This is a genomic window from Caulobacter sp. FG7, from assembly GCF_057808875.1.
Genome location: NZ_JBMDIW010000014.1, coordinates 66,986 through 90,867 on the forward strand (window position 1 = coordinate 66,986; position 23,882 = coordinate 90,867).

The 23,882-nt window shown below is 69.3% G+C and carries 21 protein-coding genes; 11 read left to right on the top strand and 10 right to left on the bottom strand.

Going from position 1 to position 23,882, the window contains the following annotated elements:
- Positions 1-73: 73 nt before the first annotated feature.
- A complete protein-coding gene (egtB, locus tag ACODR1_RS13230; protein ID WP_488880860.1) occupies positions 74-2,233 on the bottom strand; it encodes an ergothioneine biosynthesis protein EgtB in 2,160 nt (719 codons plus the stop codon).
- A gap of 222 nt (positions 2,234-2,455) precedes the next feature.
- Between egtB and ACODR1_RS13235 the strand changes: the two genes are divergently transcribed.
- Complete coding sequence (locus ACODR1_RS13235) at positions 2,456-3,046, top strand: alpha/beta hydrolase (RefSeq protein WP_488880861.1); 591 nt, start codon at positions 2,456-2,458, stop codon at positions 3,044-3,046.
- A gap of 154 nt (positions 3,047-3,200) precedes the next feature.
- Here the strand turns inward: ACODR1_RS13235 and ACODR1_RS13240 are convergent, their stop codons facing one another.
- Positions 3,201-3,401 (bottom strand): hypothetical protein, encoded by a 201-nt coding sequence (locus tag ACODR1_RS13240; RefSeq protein ID WP_101717610.1) that lies wholly within the window; start codon positions 3,399-3,401, stop codon positions 3,201-3,203.
- A 34-nt stretch (positions 3,402-3,435) separates the two neighbouring features.
- Complete coding sequence (locus ACODR1_RS13245) at positions 3,436-3,927, bottom strand: GcrA family cell cycle regulator (protein WP_116570088.1); 492 nt, start codon at positions 3,925-3,927, stop codon at positions 3,436-3,438.
- Positions 3,928-4,215: 288 nt separating this feature from the next.
- Here ACODR1_RS13245 and ACODR1_RS13250 point away from each other — a divergent pair, with 288 nt between their 5' ends.
- Genes ACODR1_RS13250 through ACODR1_RS13260 form a run of 3 tightly spaced genes read left to right on the top strand, consistent with a single transcriptional unit; the run spans position 4,216 to position 5,478 of the window.
- The gene (locus ACODR1_RS13250) at positions 4,216-4,755 is read left to right on the top strand and encodes a c-type cytochrome (protein ID WP_488880862.1); all 540 of its coding nucleotides are present in this window, start codon (positions 4,216-4,218) and stop codon (positions 4,753-4,755) included.
- Complete coding sequence (locus ACODR1_RS13255; RefSeq protein WP_488880863.1) at positions 4,752-5,114, top strand: nuclear transport factor 2 family protein; 363 nt, start codon at positions 4,752-4,754, stop codon at positions 5,112-5,114. The genes ACODR1_RS13250 and ACODR1_RS13255 overlap by 4 nt, the downstream gene beginning before the upstream one ends.
- A 1-nt stretch (position 5,115) precedes the next feature.
- The gene (locus ACODR1_RS13260; RefSeq protein ID WP_488880864.1) at positions 5,116-5,478 is read left to right on the top strand and encodes a nuclear transport factor 2 family protein; all 363 of its coding nucleotides are present in this window, start codon (positions 5,116-5,118) and stop codon (positions 5,476-5,478) included.
- Positions 5,479-5,594: 116 nt separating this feature from the next.
- Here the strand turns inward: ACODR1_RS13260 and ACODR1_RS13265 are convergent, their stop codons facing one another.
- From ACODR1_RS13265 to ACODR1_RS13280, 4 genes are all read right to left on the bottom strand, one after another.
- Complete coding sequence (locus tag ACODR1_RS13265) at positions 5,595-7,949, bottom strand: transketolase (RefSeq protein WP_488880865.1); 2,355 nt, start codon at positions 7,947-7,949, stop codon at positions 5,595-5,597.
- A 14-nt stretch (positions 7,950-7,963) separates the two neighbouring features.
- On the bottom strand, positions 7,964-11,110 hold the full coding sequence (locus tag ACODR1_RS13270; protein ID WP_488880866.1) for an efflux RND transporter permease subunit: 3,147 nt from the start codon (positions 11,108-11,110) through the stop codon (positions 7,964-7,966).
- Entirely contained in the window at positions 11,110-12,237 is a 1,128-nt protein-coding gene (locus ACODR1_RS13275) for an efflux RND transporter periplasmic adaptor subunit (protein ID WP_488880867.1), read from the bottom strand. Before ACODR1_RS13275 ends, ACODR1_RS13270 begins: the two co-directional genes overlap by 1 nt.
- A 174-nt stretch (positions 12,238-12,411) precedes the next feature.
- Positions 12,412-13,188, bottom strand: coding sequence for a class II aldolase/adducin family protein (locus ACODR1_RS13280; RefSeq protein ID WP_488880868.1), 777 nt, complete (start codon positions 13,186-13,188; stop codon positions 12,412-12,414).
- A 151-nt stretch (positions 13,189-13,339) separates the two neighbouring features.
- Between ACODR1_RS13280 and ACODR1_RS13285 the strand changes: the two genes are divergently transcribed.
- The 5 genes from ACODR1_RS13285 (at position 13,340) to ACODR1_RS13305 (ending at position 19,243) form a co-directional block, all read left to right on the top strand.
- A complete protein-coding gene (locus ACODR1_RS13285) occupies positions 13,340-14,008 on the top strand; it encodes a DUF969 domain-containing protein (protein WP_488880869.1) in 669 nt (222 codons plus the stop codon).
- Positions 14,005-14,958, top strand: a complete 954-nt coding sequence (locus ACODR1_RS13290) for a DUF979 domain-containing protein (protein ID WP_488880870.1) — start codon at positions 14,005-14,007, stop codon at positions 14,956-14,958. The genes ACODR1_RS13285 and ACODR1_RS13290 overlap by 4 nt, the downstream gene beginning before the upstream one ends.
- A complete protein-coding gene (locus tag ACODR1_RS13295) occupies positions 14,939-15,928 on the top strand; it encodes a DUF2891 domain-containing protein (protein ID WP_488880871.1) in 990 nt (329 codons plus the stop codon). The genes ACODR1_RS13290 and ACODR1_RS13295 overlap by 20 nt, the downstream gene beginning before the upstream one ends.
- Before the next feature lie 100 nt (positions 15,929-16,028).
- Positions 16,029-18,377 carry an NAD-dependent DNA ligase LigA gene (ligA, locus tag ACODR1_RS13300; RefSeq protein WP_488880872.1) on the top strand — a complete coding sequence of 783 codons (2,349 nt, stop codon included), beginning with the start codon at positions 16,029-16,031 and terminating at the stop codon, positions 18,375-18,377.
- Positions 18,353-19,243: an exonuclease domain-containing protein gene (locus tag ACODR1_RS13305; RefSeq protein WP_488880873.1), complete on the top strand. Its 891-nt coding sequence runs from the start codon at positions 18,353-18,355 to the stop codon at positions 19,241-19,243. Before ligA ends, ACODR1_RS13305 begins: the two co-directional genes overlap by 25 nt.
- 139 nt (positions 19,244-19,382) lie before the next feature.
- On the opposite strand, the gene ACODR1_RS13310 is transcribed toward ACODR1_RS13305, so the two are convergent.
- From ACODR1_RS13310 to ACODR1_RS13320, 3 genes are read right to left on the bottom strand one after another with little or no spacing between them, the layout of a single operon-like run.
- On the bottom strand, positions 19,383-20,453 hold the full coding sequence (locus tag ACODR1_RS13310) for an alpha/beta fold hydrolase (RefSeq protein WP_488880874.1): 1,071 nt from the start codon (positions 20,451-20,453) through the stop codon (positions 19,383-19,385).
- Between the two features lie 8 nt (positions 20,454-20,461).
- The gene (locus tag ACODR1_RS13315) at positions 20,462-20,863 is read right to left on the bottom strand and encodes a hypothetical protein (protein ID WP_488880875.1); all 402 of its coding nucleotides are present in this window, start codon (positions 20,861-20,863) and stop codon (positions 20,462-20,464) included.
- Complete coding sequence (locus ACODR1_RS13320; protein ID WP_488880876.1) at positions 20,860-21,717, bottom strand: NAD(P)-dependent oxidoreductase; 858 nt, start codon at positions 21,715-21,717, stop codon at positions 20,860-20,862. Before ACODR1_RS13320 ends, ACODR1_RS13315 begins: the two co-directional genes overlap by 4 nt.
- Positions 21,718-21,843: 126 nt before the next feature.
- Here ACODR1_RS13320 and ACODR1_RS13325 point away from each other — a divergent pair, with 126 nt between their 5' ends.
- Both ACODR1_RS13325 and ACODR1_RS13330 read left to right on the top strand, forming a co-directional pair.
- Positions 21,844-22,743 carry a flagellar motor protein MotB gene (locus ACODR1_RS13325; protein ID WP_058350562.1) on the top strand — a complete coding sequence of 300 codons (900 nt, stop codon included), beginning with the start codon at positions 21,844-21,846 and terminating at the stop codon, positions 22,741-22,743.
- Between the two features lie 111 nt (positions 22,744-22,854).
- A complete protein-coding gene (locus tag ACODR1_RS13330) occupies positions 22,855-23,700 on the top strand; it encodes an arginyltransferase (protein WP_488880877.1) in 846 nt (281 codons plus the stop codon).
- Positions 23,701-23,882 lie beyond the last annotated feature (182 nt).

Here is a 23,882-nt window from a genome sequence, read left to right on the forward strand (position 1 = left end):
ATCGGTCTTGCCGATCCGGGCTCTTGGGCTGTCCGCCATCCAGCGGCCGGCCGCGACTTCTTCTTTTCCGCTCTCAGGAGCGAAGCGCGAAGACACCGAACGCCGGCGCCTCGCTGATCCAGCGCGCCTCGACGCGCCAGCCGGCCTTGTCCGCCATCGCGGCGAAGGCCTCGGGGTCGTACTTGTAGGAATTCTCGGTGTGGATGGTCTCGCCGGCCGCGAAGGCGATTGGCCGGCCGGCGATCTCGACCGTCTGGTCGCGCAGGCTGACCAGGTGCATCTCGATGCGGCTCTCGGCGGCATTCCAGACGGCCCGGTGGGCGAAGGCGTCGAGATCGAAGGTCGCGTCCAATTCGCGGTTGATCCGCGCCAGCAGGTTCTTGTTGAACGCCGCCGTCACGCCCGCCGCGTCGTCATAGGCCGGGATCAGCACGTCCTCGCCCTTGGCTATGTCGGCTCCCACCACGAACAGCGCCCCGGGGCCCAGCAGCTCCCGCGCCGCGGTCAGGAAGGCGATCGCCTCGTCCGTCGGGAAGTTGCCGATCGTCGAGCCCGGGAAGAAGCCGACCGTCGGTCGTCCCCGCGCCGCCGCCGGCAGGCCCAGCGGATGAGTGAAGTCCCCCACGGCCGGCGCCACGGCCAGCTTGGGATAGTCGGCGCGGATTGCGGCGGCGGCCGCGTCCAGGGCCGAGGCGCTGATGTCCATCGGCGCGTAGACCGCCAATTGCGGTGCGGCGTCCAGCACGATGCGGGTCTTGGTGCTGGCCCCGCTGCCGAACTCGATCATCGCCGCGCCCTCGGGAATGCGGGCGGCGATCTCCGGCGCGATGCGGCGCAGCAGCGCCGTCTCGGTGCGGGTCGGATAGTATTCCGGCAGCACCGTGATCTCTTCGAACAGCCGCGAGCCCTCGGCGTCGTAGAAGTATTTGCTGGGCAGGCTCTTGGCGTCGGCGGAAAGGCCCGCCAGCACATCGTCGCGGAATCCGGCGTCCATGGCTCTCTCGCGGCCGCCCGCCCCGTCGCGCGCCAGGCGCACGCCCGAGAACATCCAGCGCTGGGCGGGGTGGAAGAAGTTGCGATAGCTGGCCCGCGCATGGCCCGGCGGCGTGCCTGCCGCCCCGCCGCGCAGGACCATCTGGTTGACCATGAACTTGCCGTTGTATTCGCCCAGGGCCCCCGCCCCGGGGCGGAAGCCGGGATAGGCGGCATAGGCGCTGGCGGTCCACTGCCAGGCCTCGCCAGACATCTGCCGCAGGTCCCTGTCAGAGCGCGCGGCGGCCTCCCATTCAGCCTCGGTGGGCAGGCGCGCGCCGGCCCAGGTCGCGAAGGCGGCGGCCTCGTAATAGCTGACGTGAGCCACGGGCGCGGCGAGATCCAGCGGCCGGCGGCCGGCCAGGCCGAACGCGCTCCAGGCGCCGTCCTCGTCCTGGCGCCAGTAGAGCGGCGCCCGCCACCCCTGCTCCTGGACCGTGGCCCAGCCGTCCGACAGCCAGAACTCGGACCGCTCGTAACCGCCGTCCTCGATGAAACCCAGCCACTCGCCGTTGGTGGTCAGCCGGTCGGCCAGGCGGAAGGGTTCGAGAAACACCCGGTGACGCGGCCGCTCGTTGTCGAAGGCGAAGCCGCCCGGCTCGGCCCCGATCGCCGTCACGCCGCCCTCGAAGCCGACGAAGCCCAGCGCCGGCGCATCGGGGCGCGGAGCATCCGGACGTTCGCGATAGGCCGGATAGAGCGGCGACTGGCCGAACAGGTGCTGGATGTCCATCAGCAGCAGCTCCTGGTGCTGCTCCTCGTGGGCGAGGCCCAGTTCCAGCCGTTCGAGGATCTCGGGCGACAGCGGGCCCGACAGCAGCCTGGCCATGGCCGCGTCCACATGCCGGCGATAGGCCCCGACCTCGGCGCAGGACGGACGCGTCAGCAGCCCCCGCTGCGGTCTCGGCTGCCGCGGCCCGATGGCCTCGTAGTAGGAATTGAAGATGTAGCCGAAGGCCGCGTCGTAGGGCTTGTAGCCCGGCGCATACGGGGCCAGCAGGAAGGTCTCGAAGAACCAGGTCGTATGCCCCCGGTGCCACTTGGTCGGGCTGGCGTCGGGCATCGACTGGGCCGCCTGGTCCTCCGGCGACAGCGGCGCGGCCAGGGTCTCGGTGCGCTCGCGCACGGCGCGATAGCGCGCCAGCGGCGTGTCGGACGCCTCGAAAGTGGAGGCCAGCACCAGGGTGTCGTCGGGACTCATGCACGCTCCTGGCGTTGTCCGGCCGCGCGCGCGGGCCGCTGTCCAAAACGGATCGCGAGCTTGGGCGTTCCCCGGATCGAGGGCAAGGCGGCCTGCTGCCAGCATGGTGTCATCAGCGCTTCTCAATTCCTATTGAATTGATCTGATTTGATCCTCCCGCCTCGCGAGAGCGACAAGCAGCACAAATCCGCTTCGCGCGGCCCCGTCTTGAAGAGTTCAGCGATGTCTTTCATCTCGTCGCCCGATCCCGCCGCCGATCCGCCGATCCTGATCGTGCCCGGCCTCTACAACTCCGGTCCCGATCACTGGCAGAGCCACTGGGAGCGCGCCCTGCCAGCCGCCGAGCGCGTCGACCAGGTCGACTGGGAGCGGCCCACCCTGGGCGACTGGACCATCAGCCTGGCCGAGGCCGTGCGAAGCCGCCCCGGCGCGATCCTGGTTGCCCACAGCCTGGGCTGCGCCCTGGTCTGCCATCTGGCCCAGGTGACCGGAGGCCGGGGCGTACGCGGCGCCCTGCTGGTGGCCCCGGCCGACGTCAATCGCGAGGGCCCGGCCGGCCGGCTGCTGATCGGTTTCTCGCCGATCCCCCGGCCGCGCCTGCCCTTCCCGAGCCTAGTGGTCGCCAGCCGCGACGACCCCTATGTGGCCATCGAGCGCGCCGAGGCCTTCGCCAGGGGCTGGGGCTCTCGCTTCGTCGACCTGGGCCGGGCCGGTCACATCAACGTCGACTCCGGCCACGGCGCCTGGCCGCGCGGCCGCCTGCTGCTGAACGAACTGATCCGCGCCACGGCTTCGCCGACAGCGCCGGCCTGAAAAAAGACGACCCCCGCGAACCGGGTTCGCGGGGGTCGTTCTTTACGCGGACTGTCACTGATTTCGCCGATCCGGCTTCGCGATCCTCAGCGCTTGGCTCCAGCCTCCCTACGGGCGAGCGCGCTGTTCCGCGAAGATCGAACCTCTACGGGCCTCAGGCAGCGGCCTGGCGGCTGCGCACGCGGCTCATCCAGTCTTCCGGATAGGTCTCACGCACGACGATCGACTTGAACTGGCCGACCGGGATCTGGGCGGCGTCGCCCGGCTGCAGGTCGCGCGAGACCGAGTGGCCCGCGAATTCCTGGATGATCGTGATCACCTGGCTGCTGCCGGCGGCGTTCTCGATGAGGATCATTGGATGTCTCTCTCTGAGAGGGCTTGAAGGCGCGTCAGAGGACGCGGCGTTCCTGGGGCAGGCTCTGGCGGGTCCAGGCGTCGATATCGGCCGAGCTCTGGAAGCGGCGGAAGGCGCCCTGGGTGTGGTCGGGGCAGTACGAGGCGCGCTTGCTGGTGGTCTCGCGGCCGCAGAAGCCGAAGTCGCCGGCGTCCGGGTTACCGATCGGCCAGCGGCACGAATGCATCGACAGGTCGAGGATGCCGGCCGTCGGGGTCAGTTCTTCCATCACCGAGGTCAGCGCACGGGCGGCCGGACGAGCCTGGGCCGGAGCGCTGGTGCGAGCCCGCGGGGCCTGGCGCGACACCCGGACGGTGACGGCGCGCTGGCGCACCGGGGTCTCGCGGACGGTGATGCCCAATCGGTGGATCTTGCCGATGACGGCGCTGCGGCTGACGCCGCCCAACTGGCGCGCCACCTGGCTGGCGCTCAACCCTTCGAGCCACAACTTCCTGAGCGTGGCGGTACGTTCCTCGTTCCAGTCCATGACGGTTTCCGCTTCTTAAGGGTGCGGGATCAGCCCCCGCCCTTCTTCGGTAGAATCATGGTTAACGACGGTCAAATTCTTCCGTGCATACCCACGGTTCTCGAAATCACATTTTTCCAACGAATCCCGGCGGATAGCAGACGATGTCGCAGGGAGCCGTTTTGAACTGCGGCAAGACCTTGACCGAATAACGTCGTTCCGCGATGAATTCACGGGTCAGAAACCGGCTTGGATTTGAATGCGGCGCGGCGTCGCAAGCCTTGCGACATAACGCCTACGGGGATTGTGATGCGTACCCTCACCGTCGTCGCCACCGCGACGCTCTGCCTTTCCATCAGCCTGTCTCTGGCCGCCTGCTCGAAGGGCGGCGAAACCTCCGGCGAAGGCGCCGCGGCGACGCCCCCTCCGCCGCCTCCGACCCCGGCCGAGAAGGCCGCCGCCCTGGCCGCCCTCCCCGCCCCCTACAACACCGGCGACCTGCTGAACGGCCAGAGCAAGTTCGCCCTCTGCCGCTCATGCCACACGATCACCCCGGGCGGCCCGAACATGACCGGCCCCAACCTCTACGGCGTGTTCGGCCGCAAGGCCGGGACCCATCCGAAGTACGCCTATTCGGACGCCGTCAAGAACGCCGGCTTCACCTGGGACGCCGAGCGCCTGGACCACTGGCTCGACAACCCGCGCACCTTCCTGCCGGGCACGAAGATGACCTTCGCGGGCCTGTCCAATCCCCAGGACCGGATCGATCTGATCGCCTATCTGAAGGTCGAGACCGGCTACAAGCCCGAGCCCTCGGCCGCGACAGCCCCCGCCACGCCAGCACCATGACCCCGCGCATCGCCCTCCTGACCCGGCTCTACGATGCCTACAACAAAGGCGACTTCGACGCCTTCGCGGCCGAGCTGGATCCCGCCGTCGACTGGCCCGACCAGATCGGCGGCGGCCGGGTCGTGGGGGTCGAGGCGATGCGGGCCTTCTGGGCGCGGCGCGACGGCATGGTCCGGGTCGAGGCCGCCCCCATGGACTTCACGGTGATGGAAGACGGCCGTATCGCCGTGGCCACGAACCAGACTGTGCATAACCTGGAGGGCCGGCTCTGGTCCGACAGCTGCGTGCGACATATCTACACGTTCCAGGACGAGCGTGTGTCGCGCATGGATATCGTCGAGCGTTTGGACGAGGCGTAGCATGGCGAAGGCTGAAGTGTTGCTGACCCGGCACTTCGAGGCGACGCGCCGCCGCGACCTCGAAACCGTGGTCGCCCAGCTGCATCCCGAAGTCGCCTTCGCCAACGTGCTGGAAGGCGGCGAGGTGTCGGGCCTGGAAGCCGCCCGCGGCTATTTCGAGCGCCAGTTCGCCATGGCCGGGGTCGAGATCAGCCTGATGCGTGTGCGCCGCCAGGCCGACGGCTGGGTCCACGCCGACGTCGAGATCGCCCTGCGCCGTCCCGACGGCCGCCTGTGGTCGCAGAACACCGCCATCATCGCCTACCTCATCCGCGACGGCCTGATCGTGGGGATCGACCCGCTGCCGGATCCGGGGACGCGCTGACCCCCTCCGGCCCTTTGGGCCACCTCCCCCAGCGGGGGAGGATCTAGCAGCCCCGCGCCAAGAAGATGCTCCCCCTCTGGGGGAGCTGTCGCGGAGCGACTGAGGGGGCCCTCCGCCTAAGCCAGCAGGTCCGCGCAGGCGTCCAGCACCGCGTCGGCGTCCAGCCGGTACTTGGCGTACAGATCCGGCAGGTCCCCCGACTGGCCGAAGGTCTCCAGGCCCAGCGCCCGCAGTCGATGGCCGTGCACCGAGCCCAGCCACGACAGCGTCGCCGGCGCGCCGTCGACCAGGGTCACCAGGCCCGCCTCGCGCGGCAGGTCGGCCAGCAGCCGCTCCACCGTCGAGACACGCTTGGCGCCGTCCGTCCAGCGCGAGCGGCCGGCGGCCGTCCAGTCGCGGTGCAGCACGTCGGCCGAGGTGACGGCCAGAAGGCCTGCGCCCGGCTCGTCCTCCAACAGGGCCGCATGCGCCTCCAGCGCTTCCGGAGCCAACGCCCCGCTATAGACGACGGCCAGGCGCGCATCCGGCGCCGGCGGCTTCAGCCAATAGGCGCCCTCGACCACGCCGGCCTTCCAGGCCGCGTCGGCGCGCTCGGGCTGGGCGATGGATCGGGTGGACAGGCGCAGATAGGTCGAGCAGCCGTCGGCGGCCTGGATGCGCTCGAAGGCGTGGGCCATCAGCACCGCTGTCTCGTCGGCGAAGGCAGGCTCGTAACTGTCGAGGCCCGGCTGGCTCATGCCGATCAGGGGCGACCCGATCGACTGGTGCGCGCCGCCTTCAGGGGCCAGGGTCAGGCCGGACGGCGTGGCCACCAGCAGGAACCGGGCGTCCTGGTAGCAGGCATAGTTCAGGGCATCGAGGCCGCGGGCGATGAAGGGGTCGTAGAGGGTGCCGACCGGGAACAGCCGCTCGCCGAACAGCGGCGCGGTCAGGCCCAGCGCCGCCAGGGCGATGAACAGGTTGTTCTCGGCGATGCCCAGCTCGACGTGCTGGCCCGTCTCGCCCATCGACCACACCTGGGCCGAGGGGATGCGGCGGCGCTTGAAGACGTCCTCGTGGGCCCGGCGGTGGAAAACGCCGCGCCGGTTCACGAAGCCGCCGAGGTTGGTCGACACCGTCACGTCCGGCGAGGTGGTCACCACCCGGCCGGCGAACTCGTCCTTGCGGGCGGCGATGTCGAACATGACCTTGCCGAAGGCGGCCTGAGTCGACTGCTCGCCGCCGCCAGCAACCGCGGACAGCAGTTCGTCCTGCGTCGGCGTCGCCACGCTTGCCGCCGTGTAATTGCGATCATTGGCGAGGGCGAAGGGCGCGCGGGCCACCAGGCCCTTCAGCGCCGTGCGCTCGGCCGAGGACAGGCCCGACAGGGCGTCCCACTCCTCGCCCTCGACCACGCCCAGGCGCTCGCGCAGTTCCGCGATCTGGGTGGGGTTCATCAGGCCCGCATGGTTGTCCTTGTGGCCCTGGAACGGCAGCCGCAGGCCCTTGACGGTGTAGGCGATGAAGAACCGGGGAGCGTCGTCGCGAGACGCCCGCTCGAAGGCCTCAAGGATCGTCTCCAGGCAGTGGCCGCCCAGCTCGGTCATCAACTCGCCGAGGTCGACGTCCTTGTAGGTCGCGATCAGCGCCAGGGCGTCGGCGTCGCCCGCCAGGTCGGCGGTCAACCGCTCGCGCCAGGCCGCGCCGCCCTGGTAGGTCAGCGCCGAATAGAGGTCGTTGGGCGCGGTCTCGATCCAGGCCTTCAGCGCCGCCCCGCCGGGCCGCTCGAACGCTTCGCGCTGGCGCTTGGACCACTTCAGGGTCTCGACGGTCCAGCCGGCGGCCTCGAAGATCTCGCCATAGCGGGTGAACATCCGGTCCTTGGTCGTCGCGTCCAGGCTCTGACGGTTGTAGTCGACGATCCACCAGGTGTTGCGCAGGTCGTGCTTGCAGGCCTCGATCAGGGCTTCATAGATGTTGCCCTCGTCCAGCTCGGCGTCGCCCAGCAGCGAGATCATCCGTCCCATGCTCTCGGGCTTCACCGAGCCGCGCGCGGCCAGATAGTCCTGGGCCAGCGAGGCGAAGGCGGTGACCGCCACGCCCAGGCCCACCGACCCGGTCGAGAAGTCGACGTCGTCGACGTCCTTGGTGCGCGAGGGATAGGACTGCGCGCCGCCCAGGGCGCGAAAGGCCTTCAGCTTGTCCAGGTTCTGGCGGCCGAACAGGTGCTGGATGGCATGGAAGACGGGGCTGGCGTGCGGCTTGACCGCCACCCGGTCCTGCGGCCGCAGCGCCTTCATGTAGAGCGCCGTCATCAGCGTGGTCATCGAGGCGCACGAGGCCTGGTGACCGCCGACCTTCAGCCCGTCGCGGCTTTGACGAAGGTGGTTGGCGTTGTGGATCGTCCACGACGCCAGCCAGAGAATGCGTTCCTCGAGACGCCGCAGCAGCGCGATTTCCTGCCTCTTGGCCGTCAGAGACCCGTCAGCCATGCTTCCTCACCCGTTTATACGGGTGAGGTATGCCCCTCGCCCGCCTTTTCGCGCGCTTCATAGTCCTCGATCTGCCGCGCCGTCCACTCCGGAGATTTCGTGAAGCGTGCGAGCAGGTTGTAGAACACCGGAACGATGAACAGCGTTAGCAGGGTCGCCACGATCGCGCCGAAGAAGATCACGGCCCCGATCGTCTGGCGGCTTCCCGCCCCCGCCCCTGTCCAGAGCAGCAGCGGCAAGGCGCCCATGGCCGTGGCGATCGAGGTCATGATGATCGGGCGCAGGCGCAAGGCCGCCGCCTCGATCACCGCCTCGGTGACCTTCAGCCCCTCGTCGCGCAGCTGGTTGGCGAACTCGACGATCAGGATGCCGTTCTTGGCGGCGATGCCGATCAGGATGATCAGGCCGATCTGGCTGTAGGTATTGATGGTCGAGCCGGCCATGACCAGGCCGAACAGGCCGCCCAGCACCGCCAGCGGCACGGTCAGCATGATTACCGCCGGGTGGATCCAGCTTTCAAACTGCGCGGCCAGCACCAGGAAGACCAGCAGCAGGGCCAGGCCGAAGGCGATGGCGATGCCGCCCGAGCCTTCCAGATAGTCCTTGGCCTGGCCGCCCCACTTGATGCTGACGCCGGGCGTGGGGTGCTGCCCGGCCTGGGCCTGGAAGAAGCTCACGGCGTCCTCGACCGTGTAGCCGGGCGACAGTTGCGTGGTCAGGGTCACAGAGCGCAGGCGGTCGACCCGCGGACGGTCCGGGGTGTCGCCCCGCAGCTCGGTCTTGACCACCGTCGACAGCGGCACCAGGCCGCCGGCGTTGGTGCGCACCTGCAGCTTGTCGAGGTCGGCGACGCTGCGGCGCTGATCGAGCTCGGTCTGCAGGATGACGTCGTATTCCTGGCCGTTCTTGATGTAGGTCGTCGCCTGGCGCGAACCGAACATGGTCTCCAGCGCCCGGCCCACGGCCTGGGCCGAGACGCCCAGGCTGGCGGCCTTGTCGAGATCGATCTGCACCGACAGGCGCGGCGCGGTCGGCTCGTAGTCGATGCGCGGACGCGAGAAGCCCGGGTTCTCCTGGGCCGCCGCCAGGATCGGCTTCAGCCAGTTCGACAGCTGCACGTAGTCGTTGCCGACGGCGATCAGGTCGACGTTGGTGCCGCCACCGCCGCCACCGCCCCCGCCGCGCTGGAAGGCGCCGCGCACGCTGGCCACGGCGCGCACGCCGGTGATCTTGGAGAGGTCCTTGTTGAGCTCGGCCGCCACGTCGTCGGCGGTCTTGTCGCGCTCGCCCCAGCCTTTCAGCACCACCACGCCATTGCCCGAATTGAACTGGCTTTGGCCAAAGCGCGGAATGGTCAGGATGGTGCGTTCGGCAATGCCGTCCTCGCGGTAGCGGGCCATGATCTTCTCGATCTTGGCGCCGATGCCGGCGGTGTAGTCGAAGCCCGCGCCTTCCGGCGCGCTGATCTGGATGTCGACGCGGCCGCGGTCCTCGGCCGGCACCAGCTCCTTGGGCAGGCTGACGAACAGCAGCGCGGCGAAGCCGGCCAGCAGGATCACCGCCCCGCCGGCGGCGAAGCTGGCGGCGCGAACGCCCAGCAGGCTTTCGAGCGAGGCGCGATAGCTGTCCTTCAGCCGGTCCATCGCCCAGTCCATGCGCTTGTTGAACCAGCCCCCGCCGTGCGCGGGCTTGAGCAGCTTGGAGGCCATCATCGGCGAGAGGCTGAGCGCCAGCACGGCCGAGAAGGCCACGGCGGCGGCGATGGCCACGGCCAGCTCGACGAACAGGCGGCCGATATAGCCGGGCAGGAACATCAGCGGCGCGAACACCGAGATCAGCACGATGGTGGTGGCCACCACCGCGAAGAACACCTGGCGCGAGCCGCGCTGGGCGGCGATCAGGGCCGGCTCGCCCTCGTCCACCCGGCGCTGGATGTTCTCGACCACGACGATGGCGTCGTCGACCACCAGGCCGACGGCCAGCACCAGGGCCAGCAGGGTCAGAAGGTTCAGCGAGAAGCCCAGCGGGGCCAGGACGATGAAGGTCGACAGGATGCAGATCGGCGCGACGATCGAGGGGATCAGCGCCGAACGCCAGCTGCCCAGGAAGATCAGGTTGACCAGGGCCACCAGGGCGACGGACATGCCCATGGTGATCCAAACCTCGTGGATGGCCTCGGCGGTGAACACCGAGTTGTCCACGGCCACCACCAGCTTGGTGCCGGGCGGCAGGGTCTGGTTGATGACCTCGACCTCCTTGCGGACGGCCTCGGAGATGGCGACGTCGTTGGCCTGCGACTGGCGGGTCAGGCCGATGCCGACCTGGTCGACGCCGTTGCCGCGGAACAGGCGCCGGCGCTCGTCCGGGCCTTCCTCGATGCGGGCCACGTCCGACAGGCGCAGCACGAAGCCGTTGCCGTCCGCCGCGCGGATCGGAAGCCGGGCGAAGTCGGCCGGCGTGGCGTAGGCGCGGGCCACGCGGATGGTGAAGTCCTTGGCGCTGCTTTCCAGCGAGCCGGCCGGAAGCTCCAGGTTCTGGGCGTTCAGCGCGTCCTCGACGTCGCTGACGGTCACGCCCCGGGCGGCCATGGCGTCGGCGTTCAGCCAGATGCGCATGGCGTAGATCTTGGCCCCGAACAGGTTGGCCTGGGCCACGCCGTCGATGGTCGACATCCGCTCGACCAAGTAGCGGTCGGCGTAGTCGGCCAGTTCCAGCGGATCCAGCGTCGTCGAGGTCAGGTTCAGGATGATGATCGGCGAGGCGTCGGCGTTGGCCTTGGCGATCTGCGGCGGGTCGGCCTGGTCGGGCAGGTTGGCCGAGACCCGGCTGACGGCGTCACGCACGTCGTTGGCGGCGGCGTCCAGGTCGCGGTCCAGGCGGAAGGTGATGCTGATCTGCGAGCGGCCGTCGCGCGAGGAACTGTTGACGCGGTCGATGCCCTGGATGCCGGACACCTGGCGCTCGATCACCTGGGTGATGCGCTCTTCGATGACCTCGGCCGAGGCGCCGCGATAGACGGTCGAGATCGACACCACCGGCGGGTCGACGTTGGGCAGTTCGCGGATCGGCAGCGAGCCGAAGGCCGCCAGGCCGATGACGCAGAGGATGATCGCCGCGACGGCGGCGAATACCGGGCGGCGGACGGAGATGTCGGACAGCATCAGCCGGCCTTACGGTCTTGGCCGGGCTTGCCGCCCTGCGCGCCCGGGCCGCCGACCGGCTTGGCCACGTCGCGCACCGCGCCGCCGTCCTGCACGCGGTTGAGGCCATCGGCCACCACCACGTCGCCGGCCTTCAGGCCCGAGCGGATCTCGACGAAGCCGTCGGCGGTCAGGCCGGTGGTGATGTTGGTGCGGCGGGCGACCTGGCCCTTCTCGCCCTTGGCGACCAGGAACACCGAGGCCTGCTGGCCTTCGAACTGCACGGCCGCTTCCGGCACGGCCAGGCCCTGGCGCACGCCCTGGTCGATGGCGACCTTGACCAGCATGCCCGGCTTCAGCCGGCCGCCCGGATTGGGGAACTCGGCGCGAGCCTTGATGGCGCGGGTAGCCGCGTCGATGCGGGTGTCGATCTGGGCGATCTGGCCCTGGAAGGTCTCGCCCGGCAGGGCGTCGGGGCTGGCCTTGATCGGCAGGCCGTCACGCAGGGTGGCGAGATAGCGGTCGGGCACGGCGAAGTCGACACGCACGACCGAGGCGTCGTCCAGGCTGACGATGGCCCCGCCCGGCGCGATCAGCGTGCCCGGGGCGACATCGGAGATGCCGACGCGGCCGGCGAACGGCGCGCGGATCACGCGGTCCAGGCGCTGGGCCTTGGCCGAGGCCAGGGCGGCCTTGGCGCTCTCGTAGGCGGCCAGGTTCTGCTCGGCGGTGGCGCGCGGGGCGATGCCCTTGTCGGCCAGGGTCTTCCAGCGGTCGTAGTTGCGCTTGGCCTGGTCCAGGTTGGCCTGGGCCTGGGCGATGTCGGCGGCCTCCTGGTCGTCCTTCAGGGTGACCAGGACCTGGCCGCGCGAGACCAGCTGGCCGTCGGTGAAGTGGACGGCGGTGATCAGTTCGGTGGTGTTGGAGGTGATCGTCACCGACTGGCGGCCCTTGGCCACGCCCAGCACTTCGATGCGATCGGTGAAGGGACGCTCGCCGACCTTGACCTGCGACACAGCCGTGGCGCGACCGCCAGGGCCGCCCTGCCCTTCGGCCTTGCCGCCAAGCAGCAGCTTGGCTCCGCCGGCCAGGATCATCAGAACCAACGCGACCCCGGCCGCGATGAGGAAGAAGTGCCTGCGGATCACAAATACGCTCCGGCGCCGTTGAACCGGCGCCCTTAAGGTCTAGGTTGGGGCGACATATGACCCCACCCTAGACCCGCGTCTAGTGACACTAGAATTACGTGACATTTCAACTTTGAAACAGTTGCAAAGCTTTAGCTTGACGTAACGTCGGTCGCCAAACTTGACCGCAGCCGGCTAATCCGCGTAGCCCGGGGACTGGCGGTCCAGTTGACGCAGGCAACCGGGCCAGGCCAGGCCCGCGATCATGCCCAGGCCCATCCCCGTCTGGCTGCGAACCTCGGCCTGGGCTGCCTCCGGAGCGAGCAGCACGTGATCGCGCCCTGCGCTGAGAGCCATCACCTGCTGGGCGCAGGCGCGCTCCAGGAAGAACATCCCGAGCCAGCATTCGGCCGCCGTGCGGCCCGTGGCCAGGGTGCCGTGGTTGCGCAGCAGCATCAGCCGCTTGTCGCCCAGGTCGGCCACCAGCCGTTCGCGCTCGTCCAGGTTCAGGGCGATGCCCTCATAGTCGTGATAGGCCAGCTGCGGCGTGACGATCAGCGCCTGCTGGCTCAGAGGCAGCAGGCCCTCGGCATGGGCGGCCACCGCCACGCCCTGGTCGGTATGCAGGTGCATCACGAACTGGGCGTCCTCGCGCGCGGCGTGGATCGCCGAGTGGATCGTGAAGCCCGCCGGATTGATGAAGTACGGCGTCTTGTCGATGACGTTCCCCTCCAGATCCACCTTCACCAGGCACGAGGCGGTCATCTCGCCGAAGAACATGCCGTAGGGATTGATCAGGAAGTGGTGCTCGGGGCCAGGGATGCGGGCCGAGATGTGGGTGAAGATCATGTCGTCCCAGCCGTGCAGGGCGACCAGGCGATAGAGGGCCGCCAGGTCGACGCGGGCCTGCCATTCGGCCTCGCTGACCTGGTCCTTGATCGATGCGGCGATCGCGCCGGTTCCGTCGGCCATGACGCTTGCTCCCGTAAGTTATCATTGTTGAGTTGAGCGTCGCGCCGACGGGCGCCGACGTCAAGCGACCAGCGTTAGACGGGATCGTACTTGCCAGAGCCCTTTCGCCGTCGGACGGTCCTGGCGGATTCGAAGACGGGGGATCTGCCGCATGTTGCCCTTGATCGGCGTGGGCGTGATCGTCCTCGGCTTCGCGCTGAGGTTCAATCCGCTGCTGGTGGTGGTCTGCGCCGCCATGGCCTCGGGCCTGGCCGCCGGCCTTGGCCCGTTGGAGGTGCTGGCCGCCTTCGGCAAGGCCTTCAACCAGAACCGCTATGTCAGCATCGCCTGGCTGATCCTGCCGGCCATCGGCGTGCTCGAGCGCTCGGGCCTGCAGGAGCGCGCGCGGATGGCGATCAAGAGCCTGAAGGCCGCCACCGCCGGGCGTATCCTGGTCGTCTACCTGCTGCTGCGCCAGCTGACGGCGGCCATGGGCCTGATCTCGATCGCCGGCCACGCCCAGACCGTCCGCCCTCTCGTCGCCCCCATGGCCGAGGCCGCCGCCGAGAACCAGGGCGAACTCGACGACGCGACCCGCGACGAGGTGAAGGCCATGAGCGCCGGCACCGACAATGTCGGCGTCTTCTTCGGCGAGGACGTGTTCATGGCCATCGGCTCGATCCTGCTGATCGTCGGCTTCCTCGACCAGAACGGCCTGGTGGTGGAGCCCCTGCACCTGTCGGTCTGGGCCATCCCGACGGCGATCTGCGCCTTCCTCGTTCACGGAGCGCGCCTGCTGCTCTTCGACCGCAAGCTCTCGCGCCGGGGAGCAAAATCATGATCGGCCTGCCGCTCGTCTATCTGCTCGCCGGCTTCATGTTCACGGCCTTCGCCGCGATGAGCGCCGGCGACAAGGCCAACCCCAAGCGCCTGGGCAACGCCGCGTTCTGGGGCCTGTTCGCGATCAGCTTCCTGTTCGGCGACAGCCTGGGCGACCTGGGCAACGGCTTCCTGGTCGTGGCGCTGGCCCTGCTGGCCGGCACGGGCCGCCTGGGCGTGGGCCAGCCCGCCACCACCACGGGCGAAGAGCGCGCGCAGATGGCGCAGCGCTTCGGCCTCAAGCTGTTCCTGCCCGCCCTGCTGATCCCGGTGATCGTCCTGGCCGGCACCTTCACGTTCAAGGCCCTGACCTGGAACGGCCAGCACGTCGTCGATCCCAAGCAGGCGACGCTGGTCTCGCTGGCCATCGCCGCCGTCGTCGCCGCGATCCTGGCCCAACGCCTGTTCAAGCAGCCCGTCAGCGCACCGCTTCAGGAAGGCCGCCGCCTAATGGACCTCGTCGGCTGGGCCGCCCTGCTGCCGCAGATGCTGGCGGCGCTGGGCGCGGTCTTCGCCCTGGCGGGCGTGGGCCAGACCATCGGCGACATCACCCTGGCGATCACTCCAGTCGACAGCCGCCTGGCCGTGGTCGTCGCCTACTGCCTGGGGATGGCGATCTTCACGGTGATGATGGGCAACGCCTTCGCCGCCTTCCCGGTGATGACCGCCGGCATCGGCCTGCCGCTGGTGATCGGCCGCTTCGGCGGCGACCCGGCCGTGGTCTGCGCCATCGGCATGCTGTCGGGCTTCTGCGGCACCCTGCTGACCCCGCTGGCCGCCAACTTCAACCTCGTCCCCGCCGCCCTCCTCCAGCTGAAGAACCGCTACGCCGTCATCCAGGCCCAGGCGCCGACGGCGGTGCTGATGCTGCTGATCAACATGGTCCTGATGTATGTCCTCGCCTTCCGCTGAGACCGCCGCCCGCTTCGCCCGGGCCGCCCTGGGCCACGTCGCCCGCGAGTATCCCAACAAGCTCGACCACGTAATGGCGGGCGACGCCGACGCCCAAGGCCCCCGCGCCCTGCACCCGATCTTCTTCGGCAGCTTCGACTGGCACTCTTGCGTCCACGGCTACTGGACCTTGGCGACGATCCTGCGCCTGCATCCCGGCATCGCCGAAGCTCCGGCGATCCGCGCCCTGTTCGACGACGCCTTCACGCAGGAGAAGGTCGCCGCCGAGCTCGCCTATCTCGCCCGTCCCGAAAGCCGCGGCTTCGAGCGTCCCTACGGCTGGGCCTGGCTCCTGAAACTCCAGGCCGAACTCCTGGCCCACGACGCCCCCTGGGCGGCGATCCTGCAGCCGCTGGCCGACGCCTTCGTCGCCCGCTACCGGGCTTTCCTGCCGATCGCCGACTATCCGATCCGGGCCGGCGTGCACTCCAACACCGCCTTCGCCCTGGCCCTGGCCGCCGACTACGCCGACGCCAGCGGCGACGCCGAGTTCCGCGCCCTGCTCGCGGCCAAGGCCGCCGCCTGGTACGGCCAGGATCGCAACTGCCAGGCCTGGGAGCCGTCGGGCGACGACTTCCTGTCGTCCGCCCTGGTCGAGGCCCTGGCCATGCGTCGCCTCCAGCCGGAAGCCTTCGCCGCCTGGTTCGCCGCCTTCCTGCCGGATCTGGCCGACCGCCAGCCCGCCACCCTGTTCACCCCGCCCAGCGTCAACGACCGCACCGACGGCAAGATCGCCCACCTCGACGGGCTTTCCCTCTCTAGGGCGTGGTGTTGGCGCGCCGTGGCCAGGGACGCGCCTCCTGAAGTGGCCGCGGTGGCGCTGGAGGCTGCCGACCTGCACCTGACCACCGCCCTGCCCCACGTCACCGGCGACTATATGGGCGAGCACTGGCTGGCCAGCTTCGCCCTCCTGGCGATGCTGGAAGCCTGACCTCCGCGAGGAGGAGGCTCTCCTCGCCCAAAGGAGAGGAGGAACAGGCGCGCGGCATCGGCTAACCTGCCGCGCCGACCGCAACCGGATTCGCCGACCCGTGCCCCTGATCCCCGTCTCCGATCTCACCGAAGCCCAAGCCGTCGAGGAGCTGGAACGCCTGGCCGACGAACTGGCCGGCCATGACCTGCGCTACTATCAGGACGACGCTCCCACGGTCAGCGACGCCGATTACGACGAACTCAAGCGCCGCAACGCCGACATCGAGGCGCACTTCCCCCACCTGGTCCGCGAGAACTCGCCGTCGATGAAGGTCGGCGCCGCACGTTCGGCGCAGTTCTCGCCGGTCGAGCACGGCGTGCCGATGCTCAGCCTCGACAACGCCTTCTCCAACGACGAGGCGACCGAGTTCGACGCCCGCATCCGCCGCTTCCTGCGCCTGGCCGCCGACGAGCCGGTCTTCTACATGGCCGAGCCCAAGATCGACGGCCTGTCGGCCTCGCTGCGCTACGAAAAGGGCGTACTGGTGCAGGGCGCCACCCGCGGCGACGGCCGTGTCGGCGAGGACGTGACCGCCAACCTCAAGACCATCGCCGACATCCCCCACCGCCTGAAGGGCGCGGGCTGGCCGGACGTGATCGAGATCCGCGGCGAGGTCTATGTCGAGCTCGAAGCCTTCGCCGCCTTCAACCAGGCCGCCGAGGAAGCCGGCCAGCGCACCTACGCCAACCCGCGCAACTTCGCCGCCGGCTCGCTGCGCCAGATCGACCCGAAGATCAGCGCCACGCGCCCCTTGCGCTTCTTCGGCTATGCCTGGGGCCTGGTGTCGGAACCCTTCGCCGCCAGCCAGTCCGAGGCGCTGGGCAAGCTGAAAGAATGGGGCTTCGTCACCACCGCCCCGCCGGCCGAGCGGGTCGAGGGCGCGCAAGGCCTGCTCGACATCTATGCCCGCTTCGAGACCCTGCGCCCGCAGCTGGCGTTCGATATCGACGGCGTGGTCTACAAGGTCGACGACCTGGAGCGGCAGCGGCGCCTGGGCTTCGTCTCGCGCTCGCCCCGCTGGGCCATCGCCCGCAAGTTCCCGGCCCAGCGCGCCAGGACCATCCTGGAAGCCATCGACATCCAGGTCGGCCGCACCGGCGCCCACACGCCGGTGGCGCGCCTAAAGCCCGTCACCGTCGGCGGCGTCTCGGTGACCAACGCCACCTTGCACAACGCCGACGAAATCGCTCGCCTCGACGCCCGCATCGGCGACACCGTCGTGCTGCAACGCGCCGGCGACGTGATCCCGCAGATCGTCGAGATCGACCTCGCCGCACGCCCCGAAGGCGCTGAGCCCTATGCGTTTCCGCACGTCTGCGAGTGCCCCCTGAAGACGCAGCTGGCCCGCGAGACCAACGCCAACGGGATCGAGTCCGTCGTCCGTCGCTGCACCGGCGAGTTCGCCTGCCCGTTCCAACGCGTCGAGCACCTGCGCCACTTCGTCTCCCGCCGCGCCTTCGACATTGAAGGCCTGGGCGAAAAGCAGCTTCAGGCCTTCTTCGACGAGGGCTGGATCAACGAACCGGCCGATATCTTCGCCCTGGCCAAGGACGACGAGAAACTGGCGACCCTGCGTGAGCGCGACGGCTACGGCGAGACCTCGGTCAAGAACCTGGTCGCCGGCATCGAGGCCCGCCGCACCATCGGTCTGGACCGCATGATCTACGGCCTGGGCGCCCGCGACATCGGCGAGACCACCTCGACCGTACTGGCCCGCCACTTCGACACCTTCGCCGACCTGCAGACCGCATCCGAGGCCGCCGCCGCCGGCCTGCCGGGCGCGACCTATCTGGAACTGTCGACCGCCGCCGGCGTCGGCCCCAAGGCCCTGGACCTGCTGGTCGAGGCCGGCCGCGCCGGCGTGCCCGCCGATCCCTGGCCGCAGTCGGAAGACCTGGAGCTGAAGATCGGCCAGGTGGTTCCCAAGCTGACCAAGCCGGCCCGTGCGGCCCTGGCCCAGCGCTACGGAACCTGGGAGGCCTTCGCCGAAGGCCTGGCGCAGGCCGCCAAGGGCGCGCCGGGCGAGGACTACCTGCAGCTGGCCGCCGTCGACGGCGTCGGCCCCGTCGCCGCCCAGTCCCTGGCCCGCTTCTTCGCCGAAGAGCACAACCGCCAGAAGGTCGAGAACCTGCTGGCCCAGCTCGACGTCCAGGCCGTGGCCAAGCCCAAGACCGACACCGCCGTCGCCGGCAAGACCGTGGTCTTCACCGGCTCGCTGGAGAAGATGACCCGCGACGAAGCCAAGGCCCAGGCCGAAAGCCTCGGCGCCAAGGTCGCCTCGTCGGTGTCCAAGAAGACCCACCTCGTCGTCGCCGGACCCGGCGCGGGCTCCAAGCTCAAGACCGCCCAGGACCTCGGCATCCAGGTGATGACCGAGGACGAGTGGCTGGCCCTGGTCGCCGGCTGATGAAGGTCGTCGCCATCGACTTCGAGACGGCCAACGAGACCCGGTCGAGCCCGTGCTCGATCGGTCTGGCCTTTATCGAGGACGGCGCGGTCGCCCGCGTCGACCACCACTACATCCGGCCGTGGGACATGCGCTTTGCGCCGTTCAACATCGCTTTCCACGGCATCGGACCGAACCACGTGCGCGACGCCGACGAGTTTCCCGCCGTGCTCGACCGGCTGCGGGCCGACCTCGACGGCGCCCTGGTGCTGGCCCACAACGCATCGTTCGACATCAGCGTCATCCGCCGCACCTGCGAGCACTATCGCATCACGCCGCCGGCCTTCGACTACATGTGCACCGTGCAGGTCGCCCGCAGCGTCTGGCCCGACCTGCCCTCGCACAAGCTGAACGTGGTCGGCCGGCACCTCGGCGTCAGCTTCAAGCACCACGACGCGGCCGGCGACGCCTATGCCTGCGGCGCGGTAGCCTTGGCGGCCGCGGCCAATACCGGCGCTGGTCGCATCCACGACCTGCCGAGCCGCATTGGCCTGACGCTTGGGCGGCTGGACCAGGGCGGCTACGCCCCCTCGCAGAGTCGCCATCTTCCTAGGAAGGCCACGCCGCCCCCTCGGCCCGTCCTGCCCCTCGGCGCCGAGCGCCGCCTGGCCGGCCGCACCGTCGTCTTCACCGGCCAGCTCGACACCATGAGCCGTCCCGACGCCCAGGATCTCGCGGCGGCCATGGGCGCGCGGGTGGTGCTGTCGGTGACCAAGGCCGTCGACCTCGTGGTCGCCGGCCCCGGCGCGGGCGCCAAGCTGCGCACGGCCCGCGAGCGCGGGTTGCAGGTGATGGACGAAGAGGCCTGGCTCGCGCTGGTGGGATGATCCAGATCCTCCCCCCGAAGGGGGAGGTGGCCCGGAGGGCCGGAGGGGGAAGCGACCTCGACCGCCCTTCCCGCTCAAATCTCAGCAGACACATCCCCCTCCGTCGCCTTCGGCGACACCTCCCCCTTCAGGGAGAGGGTTATTGCGCCAAGAACACCCCCAGCCGGTCCTTCCACAGCACCGCCCAGGTATGGCTGCCGTGCCCCTTGGTCTTTTCACTGGCCGGCAGCAGCACGAACTGCCCGCGCTTCAGCCGCTTCACCTCGCGCTCGGCGATGCCCAGTTCAGGCGGATTGATGAAGTCGTCGGCCGAGTTGATCCAGAGGACCGGGACCTCGATCTTCTCCAGGCCCGCCGACGGGTCGTAGGTGCGCGAGGCGTCGACCTGGTAGAGCAGGTCGTTGGCGTCGAGGCCGCCGATCCGACGATTGAAGTCGGCCTCCAGGGCCTTGTCGGTCGCCTCGCGGGTCGGCAGGGCCAGTTGCATCGGCAGGGCCGAGGCGCCGGCGATGATCAGGAAGTCGGTCGCCGTGCGCAGGCCCTGCATCGGCTGCTGGACGTAGTCGCCGCCGTTCCAGGCCGGGTCGGCCTTGATGGCGTCCATGGTCATCTTGCGCCACATGCGGTTGCGGCCGGCGATGGCGACCGGCTGGCAGGCGAACGGGGCCAGCTTGGCGGCGAAGCCGGGATAGGTCTCGCCCCAGACGAAGCCGTGCATGCAGCCCATCGACGTGCCCATCAAGAGCTGAAGGCGATCGACCTTCAGCCCCTCGACCAGCAGCTGGTGCTGGGCGCGCACCATGTCGTCGTAGTCGTAGTGCGGAAACCTCGCCTTCAGCCCGTCCGAAGGCTTGGACGATTTCCCGTGGCCGATGCCGTCGGGCAGGATCACGTACCACTTGGCCGGATCCAAAAGGCCGCCCGGAACCAGCAGTTCGTCGGCGAACTGCGGCGACAGGAACTGCTTCCCCGAACCGCCGGTGCCGTGCAGCACCATCACCGCGTTGGTCACCCTGCCTTGCGCGTCGCGCCTGGGCTCGCCCAGGGTGGTGTAGTGCAGCCGCAGCTCCGGCAGGGTCTCGCCCGAACCGAACTTGAAGTCCCGAACGACGAAGTCGCCTTCCTTCGGCGTCACGGCCGGCGCGGCCATCACCGCCGTTCCCAAAAGAGCGACGCCCAGGGTCAGGCCGGCGGCGAACGAACGGATCATGGCGCTCCTCATGCGCGGACGGTTTCGAAGGCCTCGCGCAGGTTCGCCGCGCGAGCCCCCTGCGATCGGATCATCAGGAACTTGCCCGAGAACTCGCCCGGCAGGGTCCAGGTCCCCTCCACTTCCGAGCCGTCGGCGCTGAGCGTGCCGGCATAGAAGACGTCGTGCTCCCACCCGGCCGTCCCGTCATAGGTCTTGGTGAAGGTCAGGCTGGTGCCCGAGCGCTTGCCCAGCAGGGTCGAGAACACCTCGGCCACGCCGTATTCGTCATAGGCGATCTCGTGCACCGCCCCGCTGACCCACGCGCCGCTCTCCAGCACGGTGGCGGTAAACGGCACGGGCGCGACGGCCGCAGGGTAGGAGTAGAGCCCCTGCCAGACCCCGGTCAGGTTGGCGGTGGCGTCGCTCACGGCTTTTCCAGCCGCGCCACGAGGCTGGAGGTGTCCCAGCGATTGCCGCCCATGGCCTGCACCTCGCCATAGAAGCCGTCGATCAGCTTGGTGGCCTCCAGGGTCGCGCCGTTGCTGGCGGCCTCGTCCAGAGCGATCCCCAAGTCCTTGCGCATCCAGTCGACCGCGAAGCCGAACTCGAACTCGCCGCGCGACATCGTCCCCCAGCGGTTCTCCATCTGCCACGACTGGGCCGCGCCCTTTGAGATCGCCGCCAGCACGTCGTCGGTCGGCAGGCCCGCGCGCTTTGCGAAATGCAGCGCCTCGGCCACGCCCTGCACCACGCCAGCGATGGCGATCTGGTTGCACATCTTGGTCAGCTGCCCTGCGCCCGACGGGCCCATGCGGCGCATGGCCTTGGCGTAGACGTTCAGAACCGGCTCCGCGGCCGCGTAAAATCCCTCGTCGCCACCGACCATGATGGTCAGCTGGCCGTTCTCGGCCCCCGCCTGGCCGCCCGAGACCGGCGCGTCGAGAAAGCCCACGCCCTTGGCGGCGCAGAGATCGGCCATCTCGCGGGCCACCTTGGCCGAGGTGGTGGTGTGGTCGACGATGATCGCCCCCGCTTCCAGCGCAGGAAGGATTTCCGCCACCACGGCGCGGACGTCGTCGTCGTTGCCCACGCACAGGGCGACCAGTTGCGCGCCCCTGCTGGCCCCGGCGATGGTCGGATCGCTCGTCCCGCCGTGCTTTTCCACCCAGCGGGCGGCCTTCTGCGCGGTGCGGTTATAGACGGTCACCGCGTGGCCGGCGGCCTGCAGGTGGCCCGCCATCGGAAAGCCCATGACGCCAAGACCGATGAACGCCGTCTTCATGCGCGAGACTCCTTGCCGCACCCTGCGAATTGGCCCCGTGCATGAGCCCAACGGCGGCGTATCGCAACGCCATTTTAACGTCCTGCGGGCAGGTTGCCCCGACAGGGTTAAGCAGGCTTAAGCACGATGGCGTCGACCGGCGAAGCGCCGATCATCATCAAGAAGGTCAAGAAGGGCGGCGGCCATGGTCACCATGGCGGCGCCTGGAAGGTGGCCTATGCCGACTTCGTGACGGCGATGATGGCCTTCTTCCTGCTGATGTGGCTGCTCAACACCACCAGCCCTGAACAGAAGCAGGGCATCGCCGACTACTTCGCGCCGGCCTCGATCTCGTCCAGCACCAGCGGCTCGGGCGGCATCCTGGGCGGCACCTCGCTCGGCGACGACGGCGCCAAGGCCGACGGCAAGATGTCGGTCGTCCAGCAGATGGCTCCCGAAGCGCCCGACCAGACCAACCAGGACGGCCAGTCCTCGACCACCGCCAGCCTCGACTCGGCCAGCGAGCAGGCCCTGCGCGACGCCCTGGCCAAGAAGGAGCAGGACAGCTTCGCCTCGGCCGCTCAATCCCTGCGCCAGTCGCTGCAGGACATGCCCGAGCTGGCCGAACTGTCGAAACAGATCCTCATCGACCAGACCCCGGAAGGTCTGCGCATCCAGCTGGTCGACCAGGAAGGCCGCTCGATGTTCAAGGAGGGTTCGCGCGAGCCCAACGACCGCGCCCGCCTGCTGCTGCGCGCGGTGGCCAAGGTCATCAACCAACTGCCCAACCGCATCACCGTCTCGGGCCACACCAGCGCCGACCAGCGCGGCCGCAAGGCCGACAGCGACTGGGCCCTGTCGGCCCAGCGCGCCGACACCTCGCGCCAGATTCTCCGCGGCGCCGGCGTCGACGACGACCGCATCTACCAGGTCTCGGGCAAGGCCAATTCCGAGCCCCTCTACGCCGACGACCCGACCCTGGCCGGCAACCGCCGGATTTCCATCGTCCTGCTGCGCGAAAAGCCCGTCCTGCCCGACAACCTGTGACCGTTAGCCGCGTCACGCGTTTGTCCTGCTTGCACAACGGCCCGGCATGCCGCCTAATCACCTTCACGGATCAGGCGGGGGCCTGACCGGGAGTAAGGGGACAGGGACGACGTGACGCAGCATTTTCCGACGCGACAGCTTCGGTTCTTCCTGACGGCGCCCACCCCTTGCCCGTACCTGCCCGGCCGTCAGGAACGGAAGGTGTTCACCCACCTGCCCCTGTCCGACGGGCCTGGCGTCAACGACAGCCTCACCCAGGTGGGCTTCCGTCGCTCCCAGAACATCGCCTATCGGCCCGCCTGCGAGACCTGCCGCGCCTGCCAGTCGGCCCGTGCGCCTGCCGTCGACTACGAATTCTCGCGCTCCGAGCGCCGCGCCCTGAACCGCAACAACGATCTCGTCCGTCATCTGGTCGAGGCCGAGGCCACGCTGGAGCAGTTCGAGCTGCTGCGCCGCTACCTCACCGCCCGCCACGCCGACGGCGGCATGGCCGAGATGACCTGGCCCGACTATGTGGCCATGGTCGAGGACACCGCTGTCCGCACCCACCTGATCGAGTACCGCCGCCCGTCGGTCGATCGCGGCCCGGGCGAACTGGTGGCTTGCGTGCTGGTCGACGTGCTCGCCGACGGCCTGTCGCTGGTCTACAGCTTCTACGACCCCACCGAGGAGCGCCGGAGCCTGGGGTCGTTCATCATCCTCGACCACATCGTCCAGGCCCGCCTTACCGGCCTGCCCTACGTCTATCTGGGCTACTGGGTCCCGGGCTCGGAAAAGATGGCCTACAAGGCCCGCTTCTCGCCGCTGGAGATCCTCAAGCCCGGCGGCTGGTCGCTGATGTCGGCCCGCGAACGCGGCGCCCGCCCACCCAAGACCGCCCCGGCGCCGGCCGTGCGCGAGGTCGAACTCTCCGACGCCATCCCGCTGACCGAACTGCCCGCGGCGGGTAAGCCGTAGTTCAAACCCTCTCTCTTAGAGAGAGGGAGGGGCCCGCTGCGAAGCAGTGGGAGGGTGAGAGGTTTCACCCTTGGCCGGTTTCACACCGAGCCCCCATCACTGACGGCGCCTAGCCCCGCCAGGCTGTACCCCTCACCCTCCCAGGCTTCGCCTGGGCCCCTCCCTCTCCCTCTGGGAGAGGG

What these genes read in the sequence shown, in the direction of transcription:
- egtB (WP_488880860.1), bottom strand. Translation starts at nt 2,233, where the DNA reads ATGAGTCCCGACGACACCCTGGTGCTGGCCTCCACTTTCGAGGCGTCC.
- ACODR1_RS13235 (WP_488880861.1), top strand. Translation starts at nt 2,456, where the DNA reads ATGTCTTTCATCTCGTCGCCCGATCCCGCCGCCGATCCGCCGATCCTG.
- ACODR1_RS13240 (WP_101717610.1), bottom strand. Translation starts at nt 3,401, where the DNA reads ATGATCCTCATCGAGAACGCCGCCGGCAGCAGCCAGGTGATCACGATC.
- ACODR1_RS13245 (WP_116570088.1), bottom strand. Translation starts at nt 3,927, where the DNA reads ATGGACTGGAACGAGGAACGTACCGCCACGCTCAGGAAGTTGTGGCTC.
- ACODR1_RS13250 (WP_488880862.1), top strand. Translation starts at nt 4,216, where the DNA reads ATGCGTACCCTCACCGTCGTCGCCACCGCGACGCTCTGCCTTTCCATC.
- ACODR1_RS13255 (WP_488880863.1), top strand. Translation starts at nt 4,752, where the DNA reads ATGACCCCGCGCATCGCCCTCCTGACCCGGCTCTACGATGCCTACAAC.
- ACODR1_RS13260 (WP_488880864.1), top strand. Translation starts at nt 5,116, where the DNA reads ATGGCGAAGGCTGAAGTGTTGCTGACCCGGCACTTCGAGGCGACGCGC.
- ACODR1_RS13265 (WP_488880865.1), bottom strand. Translation starts at nt 7,949, where the DNA reads ATGGCTGACGGGTCTCTGACGGCCAAGAGGCAGGAAATCGCGCTGCTG.
- ACODR1_RS13270 (WP_488880866.1), bottom strand. Translation starts at nt 11,110, where the DNA reads ATGCTGTCCGACATCTCCGTCCGCCGCCCGGTATTCGCCGCCGTCGCG.
- ACODR1_RS13280 (WP_488880868.1), bottom strand. Translation starts at nt 13,188, where the DNA reads ATGGCCGACGGAACCGGCGCGATCGCCGCATCGATCAAGGACCAGGTC.
- ACODR1_RS13285 (WP_488880869.1), top strand. Translation starts at nt 13,340, where the DNA reads ATGTTGCCCTTGATCGGCGTGGGCGTGATCGTCCTCGGCTTCGCGCTG.
- ACODR1_RS13290 (WP_488880870.1), top strand. Translation starts at nt 14,005, where the DNA reads ATGATCGGCCTGCCGCTCGTCTATCTGCTCGCCGGCTTCATGTTCACG.
- ACODR1_RS13295 (WP_488880871.1), top strand. Translation starts at nt 14,939, where the DNA reads ATGTCCTCGCCTTCCGCTGAGACCGCCGCCCGCTTCGCCCGGGCCGCC.
- ACODR1_RS13310 (WP_488880874.1), bottom strand. Translation starts at nt 20,453, where the DNA reads ATGATCCGTTCGTTCGCCGCCGGCCTGACCCTGGGCGTCGCTCTTTTG.
- ACODR1_RS13320 (WP_488880876.1), bottom strand. Translation starts at nt 21,717, where the DNA reads ATGAAGACGGCGTTCATCGGTCTTGGCGTCATGGGCTTTCCGATGGCG.
- ACODR1_RS13325 (WP_058350562.1), top strand. Translation starts at nt 21,844, where the DNA reads ATGGCGTCGACCGGCGAAGCGCCGATCATCATCAAGAAGGTCAAGAAG.